Origin of the sequence: Cyanobium sp. L1E-Cus, from assembly GCF_024345755.1 — a bacterium.
Taxonomy (GTDB): domain Bacteria; phylum Cyanobacteriota; class Cyanobacteriia; order PCC-6307; family Cyanobiaceae; genus Cyanobium_A; species Cyanobium_A usitatum.
Genome location: NZ_JAGQBS010000019.1, coordinates 21675 through 30895, shown reverse-complemented (window position 1 = coordinate 30895; position 9221 = coordinate 21675). Strand labels below are relative to the sequence as shown.

The following is a 9221-nucleotide window of genomic DNA, read 5'->3' as shown; positions in this document are numbered from 1 at the left end:
TGCTACTCGTCTCAGGCCACCACTTTTCTGCTCCAGATATCAACCACTAGGTAGAGGTAAAGCCAAATCCCTTTAACGCTGGTTGGCAGATAGGAAATATCCCAACTCCAAACCTGATTTGGGCCATCAGCTCGCAACCTGTTAACAGGCCTTGCTGCTTGTGGTAGCCGCGCTCTACCGCGGCGGTGTAGTTGTCCATGGGCATGTAAAACCCGATAGAAACTGCGTTCAGAACCTATATAAATGCCTTGATCAGCGAGATCAGGCACGATTTGGCCTGGCGGCAGATCAGCGTATTTAGGTTCGTTGCAAGTAAGCAAGATCCTTTGGCCTTCCTCAACGCTTAAGCGATGAGCCACTTTGCGGCTACTACCTTTCCGGCGATCAACGCCATTGCCATCAGCTTTAAATTCACGCCGCCAGCGTTTAAGGGTGCGTAGGCAGATACAGGTCACGTCGCATGCCCGCACGAGGCCGGCGCCTGCAGCATTGGCCTCAGCAATCAGCTCAATCACCTTCTGCCGGCAGGCGGCGCTGGTTAGCTTTCCGCGACCTCCGAGCAGTAGGCCTCCCACTTTTTTTGCAGCACCAACAAGGCCGCCATCTCCGCCAGGGCCTTCTCCTTGCGTTGCAGTTCCTTTTTTAGTGCTTTTATTTCCCGCTGGTCCTGGGCGCGGAGCTTTTCAAGCTCCTTTTGCTCCGCCATGGTTAGCACTGCATTTGCATTTGCATCCTGCGCTGTTTGGCGCCAGCGGTCTACCTGTTCAAGGAACAGACCACGCTCTCTGCAGTAGCTACTCAGCTCAGTGGCATTAAACCCAGCTGTTTCTACTACCACCGTGAATTTATCTGAAGCACTCCAGCTATCAGGACCTTTTTCTGATGCTGGCACCACCTCCCCCTGCAACCGCCAGTTACTGCGCCATTTATAAAGCGTGGATTGATGAATACCTAATTCCTTAGAAATTTGAGGCACATCCTGCCGATTTGGCGGGCTCATCCTTTTTCTCACATCAGCTTGAACAGCAAGGCTGTAAGCAGTCATTAAATTGCTCCATTAAGCCCCCAAGGATTCAATTAACAGGGGTGACAACTTTCCTGGCAGAGGGGGTGGGTCTCAGGCCATTGGGTGGGCAGGGAGCCATGAGAGTTTGGGGTTCGCACACCAAACCAATCCCTCGTGGATTCCCACGCCCGGCTTTCTGCTGAGCTCACCGGCTTCCTGCGTCAACACTGCCCGGTCTGCGACGAACGCCATCTGGTGTTGCTTGGCTGGATGGTGGCCGGGCTGCTGCTCAGCCAGACCGTCTGTTTTGACAAGTGGCAGCGATCCGTTCCGCTGACTCGCAGCCTGCCGGCCAGCTGGCAGCGACGCTGCCGCTGTTGGCTCGGCAATGTACGGATCGATCCCGAGAGCCTTAATGGCCCGCTGGTGCTCTGAGCGATGCAGCAGTGGCAAAATCCAGGCCACACCATGCATCTGGCGCTCGACACCACGGTGCTCTGGAACCGGTTCTGCGTCGTGGTGTTCTCCGTGGTCTGCCACGGCCGAGCGATCCCATTGCTCTGGTAGACGCTGGAGCATCCCAGTGCCAGCGTCAGCGCTGAGGTGGTGATTGCTCTGCTGGAGCGGCAATATCGCCTGCTCGCGGGGTTCAGTACGATCACGGTGCTGGCGGACCGAGCCTTTCCCAGCGGTGAGCTGCTCGACAGCTTTGAGGTGCGCTCGCGCTGGCGGTACGTGATGCGGCTGAGCGCCGACACCTGGATTCATAGCACCGCAGCGCCGATGGGCTGCGAGGTGCGCCGGCTCCGCTTGCCCCGCGGCCATTGCCGTGGATTCCGTGGTGTGCGGCTCTGGGACGGCGGCCATCAGCCCAATCTGGTTCTGGCCAGACCCGTTGGCATCACAGCCGCCGAGCCTTTGGACCTGGTGAGCAACCTCGATCCCAGCCTGGATCTGGTCTGGGTCTACGGGCAGCGTTTCTGCTGTGAACAGCTGTTCCGCGACCAGAAATCCGGGATCTTCCAGCTCCAGCGCAGTGGATTGCGGGATCCGTCTCGCATCGATCGGCTGCTGCTGGTCGTCGCGATCGCTGTCCTGATCAGCGCCCTGCAGGGTTATGCGGCCAGCCTGGCCGGCGAACGTCGCCGAGTCGATCCGCACTGGAAACGCGGGCTGAGCTTTGCCCGCATCGGTCTGCACTGGATCCAGCAGAGCGTGATCGCCGCCGGCCAAGCGCTTCTGGCCTTGATGCCGATCCCGCTGCAGGCACTGGAGCCCTGCATTCCGAGCCGCGGTGTCAGGCAACGTCACAGGGCCGACTGAAAGTCCGTCATAGGGCGGCTGGTGCGGCCATGCTGGTGCCGATTTTATCGGGACTGCTCCCGTCCTTTGGCCGACCCCGCTGCCACTGCTGATCTGATCGCCTTTCTTCAGGCGTTGCCGGAAGGGCGTAAGCGCCGAGGGGTGCGTTACCCCCAGTGGTTGCTGTTGTTGATGGCGATCCTTGGCATCCTCAGTGGCTGCCGCAGCGCCAGGGATCTGGAGCGTTTCGCCAAGCGGCATCACCAGGCGTTCGGCGCGGCTTTGGATCTGGAGCTACCCAAGGCACCCTGCGATTCCACCTTCCTCTACCTGTTTGAGAGGGTGGAGATCGAGGAGCTGTTTGGGTTGCACAGGGAGTGGATGCTGGCCCAGATCGCTGATCAGAACAAGGAATTTGACCAGCTGATCTGTGATGGCAAAACCCTAAGCGGTTCAGCCGCTCAGGTCGATGGTGCCGATGGAGCCACGCGATTTGTCACCCAGGTCACGCTCTACGCGCGGGAGCTCAGCGTGGCGATCGCGCAGACCTCGTTTGACACCGGCGAATCCCACGAGCGCGCGGCCCTCAAAACCTTGCTCAGCACCCTGGAGCTGGAGGGTGTGCTGATCCAGGCGGATGCGTTGCATACCTCGCCAGCGTTTTTCTGCTTGCCGCCGAGCAGGGCGCCGACCTGCTCTTGACGGTCAAAAACAACCAGCGCCGGCTGTATCGGCAGATCGCCTCCCAGTTCCGCGGCCACCGGCACTTTCCTGTTGAGATCAGCGATGTCGAGGCCAGCCACGGCCGCCGGGTGCGCTGGACTCTCCGTGCCCGTAATGCCACAGGCACCATCCGTGAACGCTGGGCTGGAACCAGCTGGATCATCGAGCTGGTGAGCACCGGCTGGCGTGACGGCAAGCCGTTTCACCACATTCACTTCTTTATCACCACCCTGCGCACCAGCCCAAAAGCGTTGCTCAGGCTGGTGCGGCAGCGCTGGGCGATCAAAAACCAGTGGCACTGGCCTCGCGACACCCAGCTCGGTGAGGACGCCCATCGCTACAGCCAGCGCAACGGGGTGCAGGTGTTGGCTCTGCTGCGCACATTGGCACTGAACCTGCTGCGCTGCAATGGTTTTCGCTCAATCCGCGCTGGTCTGATGGCCGTGGCACACGACATCAGCTGAATGCTCAGCTGGTTCGGAATCAGCGCCGCAGAGACGGGATGAAGCGACTTTCAGTCAGCCCTGCCCAGGTCAGCCGTTTGGCCTCCTCGGCTTGCATCCCGCCGTATCCCTGCCGACAACGGTGTTACGTCGGCTGGGTCACCTCGATCACTCGGCAAACGTCGGCAAACTTCGGCAACGGTCGTGCTCTGAGCAATCAGCTGCTCGGCAGTTTTGAGCATGCGGATGATCTGCTCCGTCGTGTGCCTGGTTAGTTTCATGGTGAAGACCCCAACCCAGCCTCGCCAGATGGTGACGCTAACTCAACCTGGATCGATCTAAGGGGCCCACGTCATAGCCCATTAACAATATTTGTGGGAACAAAAGAAACTCAAAAGAGTTAGATAGACGAATTCATGAATGAAAACCAGGAAAGCATCTGGGATCTACGCCTAAGTAACAATGAAGAGCAACCCTGGATCCATCGGCAGAACATGGAGAGTCACGATGAAGCATTCTCACATCTGCGACAAGAAGGTCGCCAGAAGAACATAAAAATTGATTTCTCGAAGGTAACGGCGGAATCTTTGCATCAGAAATAGAGCGGTAAGCTCTCTTTATGCCCCGCATGGATGGCCTAAGGTACACAAATGGATACCTTAAACAAAAAAATAACCGTGAAATCACTGTATGCGATTTAGGAATAAATTCAAACGGACCGTCTTGGTCTGTTACATTAGACAAGTGAAGAAAGAATTTATACTGAGCAGACAGGGAGTCGACATGCCATCTATTTGAGTGACATGACTGGGGAGTATTTTTTGTAAGTATTGCCAAGATGCAGAATTCAGAAGCATCGTTGAACAAAATCCTGTTGAGTAATTTAAGCCTGGAATAAAGGCTGAAAATCTCGGGAATTCTTAGCTGGGCATTCCAAATACGCATCTCAGAACCTTCGTAATTAATTTCCAATGTTGATCTGTCTGCAGAGTCTGCAAATCTAAGAAGCGCAGAAGACACCTCTTCGGCCTCGTCCTGAGAAATAAATTTAGTATAACGATAATAACCCAGTTGCTTGATCTCATGAAGAGCCAAGGTGGCATCCAAGCTTGTCTTCAAAAACACGGTTGCATGGCCAATCTATGATTATAGCTTCTTACAGCCTCAGTGAGGTTAAGGAGACTCTGGAAAACCCAGCCTATCTGCGCGAAAATGAGCCTGTAACCGCAGGCCAGGACTGGGTTGATGGGCGGCAAGCAGCTTGGCTTCTCGGATTACGAGCTCACAACAGCCAAGAAGCAGACCAAACGGGAGAAGTTTCTCTCTGAGATGGAGGTGGTGGTGCCATGGCAGGCACTCATCGATCTGATCGAGCCCCACTACCCCAAAGCGAGTAAGAAAGGCGGCCGCCCTCCGTATCCACTCGCCACGATGCTGCGGATCCATCTGCTGCAGCAGTGGTATTCCCTCAGTGATCCGGCCATGGAAGAGGCCCTGATCGAGGTGCCCACCATGCGCCGCTTTGCGGGCATCGAGCTGATCAGCGATCGGATCCCGGATGAAACCACGATTCTCACCTTCCGCCACCTGCTGGAGAAGCACGGGCTGGGCGAGCAGATCTTTGAGGTCGTCAAAGCCCACCTCAGTGCGCGGGGCATGACGATGCGCCAAGGCACGATCGTTGATGCCACCTTGATCGCGGCGCCCAGCTCCACCAAGAACAAAGAGGGGAAGCGAGATCCGGAGATGCACCAGACCAAGAAAGGCAACCAGTGGTATTTCGGGATGAAAGTCCACGCAGGCGTGGACAAGGATTCAGGCCTGATCCATTCGGTCGTGGTCACTGCCGCCAACGTGCACGACCTCACTCCAGTCGCTGAGCTGTTGCATGGTGACGAGGAGGTTGTCTACGGCGACGCCGGCTACCAAGGCATCGCCAAAAGGCCTGAGATGGCAGGAAAGGCAACGGAATTCAGGGTGGCAATCCGACCCGGTAAACGCCGAGCGTTACCGGATACACCAGATGGAAAGCTGCAGGATCTGATCGAGACGGCCAAAGCTCACATCCGCTCCAAGGTTGAGCATCCTTTCCGGGTGATCAAGCAGCAGTTTGGCTTTCAGAAGACCCGTCTGCGCGGCCTCGCCAAAAATCGCTGCAAGATCAATGTGATGGCGGCACTCTCGAACCTTTTCCAGGCCCGACGACATTTGCTTGCGACAGTCTGACCGGGGGCTTGGTATGTCTGAACACCGCCATTCAGCCTCAAAACCAGCCCAAAGTGGCTGAACAGGAGATCAAAAGTCCTCTGAAAAGGGCCTCAGAGGCAATTTACGGTCAAAGGCACTCTTTTCTGCTCACTGCCTCCGGCTCAAACCCCGTTTGTCCAGAGATTCCTTAACCCAATTCAGTGGACAGGTGTCAGGGCCAGGGTCTATTAGAAGTCTGTCCCGGTAGCCCTGGCTCCGGCGAACTGAGCCAGCTCCTCAGGCCGCTGTTGCGCTTGCCCGGAACAGCTTCAACAGGTTGTGCGTGGTGGCCATTAGCGCCCATTCCCCGTTCACCTTCTCCAACCCTCGCAATCGGAACCGATCCAGACCTCGGGCACCTTTGATTTGACCGAACACCGACTCGACGATCGTCTTGCGCAGGGCGTAAACGGTCTGACCGGCCTTGGATCTGAGCTTCCGATCCATCCGGCCGCGGGAATCAAGATCTGCCGGCGGCCTTCCCCGCGATGGCCGTGGCCGCTGGCCGTGCTGCTGCCGGCTGGTGGAGATGTAGGCCTCCAGCCCCCTCTACTCGCAGGCTTTCAGGTTGGCGGTGCTGCAGTAACCGGCGTCCGCGATCAAGGCCTCGGGTACCTGGCCGGTATTGACCTCAATCCGCTCGAGCATGGGCAGCAGATGCACCGCATCGCTGGCCTGGTTGCTCACCCCGATCGCCACGATCACCTGGTGGTCGCCATCGACGGCGGCCTGGGCGTTGTAGCCCTGCATCCAGCCGTCAGCGCCCTTGAGGATGTGGCTGTCGGGGTCCGTGTAGCCGGAGGCCCGCGTAGCGGTAATTCCGCTGCGCGCTGAGGTTGGGGTTACCCCCAGGGCCGCCTAAGAGGCCGCTGAAAAAACTACTGAAACCAGGGCTCTTGCCCTGTTCGTGACCGTCATCAGCACCGCGCCAATCAGATTGACCGGCTCTCAGCGACTTGCATGCTTGCTGCCAGGCTCAATTGGCCTGCCTCGTTCTTGGCCTCCAGGGCCATTGGCCGTTTGATCGGCACCTTCATGCCATCACCTTCTTCGGGGCCGTCCTTCTGAGCAGGTTGGTGATGCGGATCAGGTTGTAAGCCACCACAAGCAACCGGAATACCGCCCCCACCTTTGACCGGCCTCTGGCCTTGAGCTGCCGGAGGCCAGCTGCCTGCTTGACCCAGCCAAACACTTGTTCGACCCGCTTCCTGGCGTTGATCCCGTCTACCCCAGTCGGTCCTTTGCAAGCAAGGACGAGGCCTGCGAATGGGTGGCAGCATTTGTGGATTGGTACAACCACCGGCACCGGCACAGCGGCATCAAATTCGTTACGCCCCACCAGCGCCACAGTGGAGCGGCCAAGGCCATTTGCCAGCAGCGAGCCGAGGTCTACGAGAAGGCCCGCCGTGCCAATCCAACGCGCTGGAGCCGACACACCCGCTGCTCGAGTCAGCCGGCAGAAGTGTGGATCAACAAGCCACTGGAAGAGCACCAACTGGCCCTGGAGTTACCCTTGGTTCAAGCCGCCTGAGTGGCAGCCAAGGAGTGACAACTTTCCTGAAAGTCACCGGTTCGGCCTGGGACTCATCCGCGAGAAACTTGCTGTGACCCAGTGATCAACCATTGCCATGACAATGCTGGTCATGAATCTCGAGAAGCTGCTGCATCTTCTTTTTGTCTTGTTTACCTTGTGGCTGGAGATCATAGAGACCCTGAATGGGGACCCGTGTGGTCACAATTCGCCAGAAAGCATGCATGCGTCCGCAGCGTGAGTGTCACTCAGCAAGGCGATTGATTGACCAAGCTGTGCGTTTGCGAACATAGCTCTGTCATTCTCAGGAGACCCTGGGTAATCAAGCCGGGTTTTTCAGAGGCTCCTTAGAAAAGCAAGTTATAGCCCATCATCATCACTCTAATCATGCTCTAAAGGCAAGGCCGGACCACCTGGAAGCAAGAGAATAAACAAGAAAACAACGACAAATAGTATAAGTGAATCATCTACAATGAGAAACAGAGAGCCAGGAGATGCGAATAGCAGAACAGCAAGAATCCTAGAATAAAGAAGTATTAACAGCAGATTCGGCACTGATGCAGGCATTGCAGCTTTACGAATATAGACAAGCAGCAGTGAGAAAACAATGGAGCACATGGTTAATATTACAAATGACAATGGGATGGCCAGCATGGGCTCTGCCTTCAATAAGTAAAGCCAAAATGCATATACCCCAGGACTTGTCCCCTCCCTCATTGGATCTACGTTATATTCTCCTATTGCAAGGGCGTTGAGACCATCTGGGGTTGGGGTAGACTTTTTGGCACGTGAATCACCCATGATGACACCTAGTCGGTATTCGACAGAAGCCAGCAATGAATTATAGTCAGGATGAGAGCTCAAAGTACTTAGATTTGAATCGACTGCATTCGAGATGCTGTAGAAAGCCGTAGAAGACCTGGATATCACATATTGACCTGGAGCAATACCTTGCGCTATTATCTGTAAATTGTCAGCCTGAGCCTGGTTCATACTAGTATTTTTAGCCAAAAGACCCTGCTTTAGCACTAATGTGCCAACAAAAGGCACTGCCAACAAAAGAAGGCAAAAGGAGATGACCACTTTCTTACTAAGTGTCAAGCGACTGGGAATTCTAAGAGTTATGCGGCTTGTGAAGAGTACGCGAGCAGTAACCCTTGGGAAAAGAGCCATAGCAAAGATAAATAAGAGGCGCACCGCGGCGCCAACGCCGGATATCAGCTGCATTTGAAGAAGAAGCGATAAGAAAAGTGGCAGCCTAAGCAATATTGATCTATTATTGCCAGGCTTAGCTCCGTATAAGTATAAAAAATACAGCGTCGAACACGTCGACGAAATAACCCCAATTCCTATAATAAAGTGAGCAAGTTGACCTGCTTCACCCGTATATCTAGAGCCAAGTAAATAGGAGTTAGATAATCCTGAGCCAGTTATGGCAAGATTAAGTAGAGCAAGAATGAATGAGTATCCCTTCGCGAACCTTGCCAATGACCAGCTTGGCGCCATATTTAGAAAAAACCATGAAAGCCGGTTCACCAAGCTAGTCTTTGCGGTAAAGATTATCAAGATGGACAGAACGAAAACCGAAAGCATGCCTAACCAGACAGATTCCACACGGATACTTTTATAGATTTCTGATTGACCAAAGGCCAGGAAAAGCATCAATGGCAACCAGTAGCTAGTGAGTGTGTACATCAGAACTGCTTGTTGCACAACTTTTACCTGTTTAGCAAAAGACGACATGTTCTTTTCACTTATACGAGAGATGACTCGGGTACGCTTAGACAACAAGCTCATTAGTTGAATCAATTTAGGCTGGGGAAGCTCTGGAAAGCCACCGTGCGGCCAATCACCATGAAGTCGCTGGCATGAGTCTCATCCAGCGACCTGGCTGAGCCCCTGGGTTATCCAGACCTTCCCTAAGAAAGAGCCTATAAAGTGCCCACAATGTGCTCTGAGAGGCCAAGCC

Annotated in this window: 11 protein-coding genes and 2 pseudogenes; 7 read left to right on the top strand and 6 right to left on the bottom strand. The window is 55.2% G+C overall.

Annotated features, from left to right (window positions below; all coding sequences use genetic code 11):
- Nucleotides 1–11 precede the first annotated feature (11 nt).
- Both KBZ22_RS13335 and KBZ22_RS13330 read right to left on the bottom strand, forming a co-directional pair.
- Nucleotides 12–515: a helix-turn-helix domain-containing protein gene (locus tag KBZ22_RS13335; protein ID WP_255022335.1), complete on the bottom strand. Its 504-nt coding sequence runs from the start codon at nucleotides 513–515 to the stop codon at nucleotides 12–14.
- A 23-nt stretch (nucleotides 516–538) separates the two neighbouring features.
- Nucleotides 539–1045 carry a helix-turn-helix domain-containing protein gene (locus KBZ22_RS13330; RefSeq protein ID WP_255022334.1) on the bottom strand — a complete coding sequence of 169 codons (507 nt, stop codon included), beginning with the start codon at nucleotides 1043–1045 and terminating at the stop codon, nucleotides 539–541.
- A gap of 135 nt (nucleotides 1046–1180) precedes the next feature.
- Here KBZ22_RS13330 and KBZ22_RS13325 point away from each other — a divergent pair, with 135 nt between their 5' ends.
- The 5 genes from KBZ22_RS13325 (at nucleotide 1181) to KBZ22_RS13305 (ending at nucleotide 3495) form a co-directional block, all read left to right on the top strand.
- Nucleotides 1181–1441, top strand: coding sequence for a hypothetical protein (locus KBZ22_RS13325; RefSeq protein ID WP_255022333.1), 261 nt, complete (start codon nucleotides 1181–1183; stop codon nucleotides 1439–1441).
- A gap of 3 nt (nucleotides 1442–1444) precedes the next feature.
- Nucleotides 1445–1573, top strand: a complete 129-nt coding sequence (locus KBZ22_RS13320) for a hypothetical protein (RefSeq protein ID WP_255022332.1) — start codon at nucleotides 1445–1447, stop codon at nucleotides 1571–1573.
- 36 nt (nucleotides 1574–1609) lie between these two features.
- Nucleotides 1610–2329 carry a transposase gene (locus KBZ22_RS13315; RefSeq protein WP_255022331.1) on the top strand — a complete coding sequence of 240 codons (720 nt, stop codon included), beginning with the start codon at nucleotides 1610–1612 and terminating at the stop codon, nucleotides 2327–2329.
- Between the two features lie 66 nt (nucleotides 2330–2395).
- Nucleotides 2396–3010 (top strand): ISAs1 family transposase, encoded by a 615-nt coding sequence (locus KBZ22_RS13310; protein WP_255022330.1) that lies wholly within the window; start codon nucleotides 2396–2398, stop codon nucleotides 3008–3010.
- Nucleotides 3007–3495, top strand: coding sequence for an ISAs1 family transposase (locus tag KBZ22_RS13305; RefSeq protein WP_255022329.1), 489 nt, complete (start codon nucleotides 3007–3009; stop codon nucleotides 3493–3495). The genes KBZ22_RS13310 and KBZ22_RS13305 overlap by 4 nt, the downstream gene beginning before the upstream one ends.
- Nucleotides 3496–3888: 393 nt before the next feature.
- On the opposite strand, the gene KBZ22_RS13300 is transcribed toward KBZ22_RS13305, so the two are convergent.
- Nucleotides 3889–4581, bottom strand: a complete 693-nt coding sequence (locus KBZ22_RS13300; RefSeq protein WP_255022328.1) for a hypothetical protein — start codon at nucleotides 4579–4581, stop codon at nucleotides 3889–3891.
- A gap of 138 nt (nucleotides 4582–4719) precedes the next feature.
- Here KBZ22_RS13300 and KBZ22_RS13295 point away from each other — a divergent pair, with 138 nt between their 5' ends.
- Complete coding sequence (locus tag KBZ22_RS13295; RefSeq protein WP_255022327.1) at nucleotides 4720–5700, top strand: IS5 family transposase; 981 nt, start codon at nucleotides 4720–4722, stop codon at nucleotides 5698–5700.
- 258 nt (nucleotides 5701–5958) lie between these two features.
- On the opposite strand, the pseudogene KBZ22_RS14455 reads toward KBZ22_RS13295, so the two are convergent.
- Nucleotides 5959–6471, bottom strand: a pseudogene (locus KBZ22_RS14455) (transposase).
- Nucleotides 6472–6754: 283 nt separating this feature from the next.
- A pseudogene (locus KBZ22_RS14450) lies at nucleotides 6755–6940 on the bottom strand (transposase); the annotation flags it as partial.
- On the opposite strand from KBZ22_RS14450, the gene KBZ22_RS13280 reads away from it, so the two are divergent.
- Nucleotides 6914–7252, top strand: a complete 339-nt coding sequence (locus tag KBZ22_RS13280; RefSeq protein WP_255022338.1) for a hypothetical protein — start codon at nucleotides 6914–6916, stop codon at nucleotides 7250–7252. The pseudogene KBZ22_RS14450 and the gene KBZ22_RS13280 overlap by 27 nt on opposite strands.
- A 381-nt stretch (nucleotides 7253–7633) precedes the next feature.
- Here KBZ22_RS13280 and KBZ22_RS13270 read toward each other — a convergent pair whose 3' ends face one another.
- Nucleotides 7634–9049 (bottom strand): hypothetical protein, encoded by a 1416-nt coding sequence (locus KBZ22_RS13270; RefSeq protein ID WP_255022324.1) that lies wholly within the window; start codon nucleotides 9047–9049, stop codon nucleotides 7634–7636.
- Nucleotides 9050–9221: the final 172 nt, after the last annotated feature.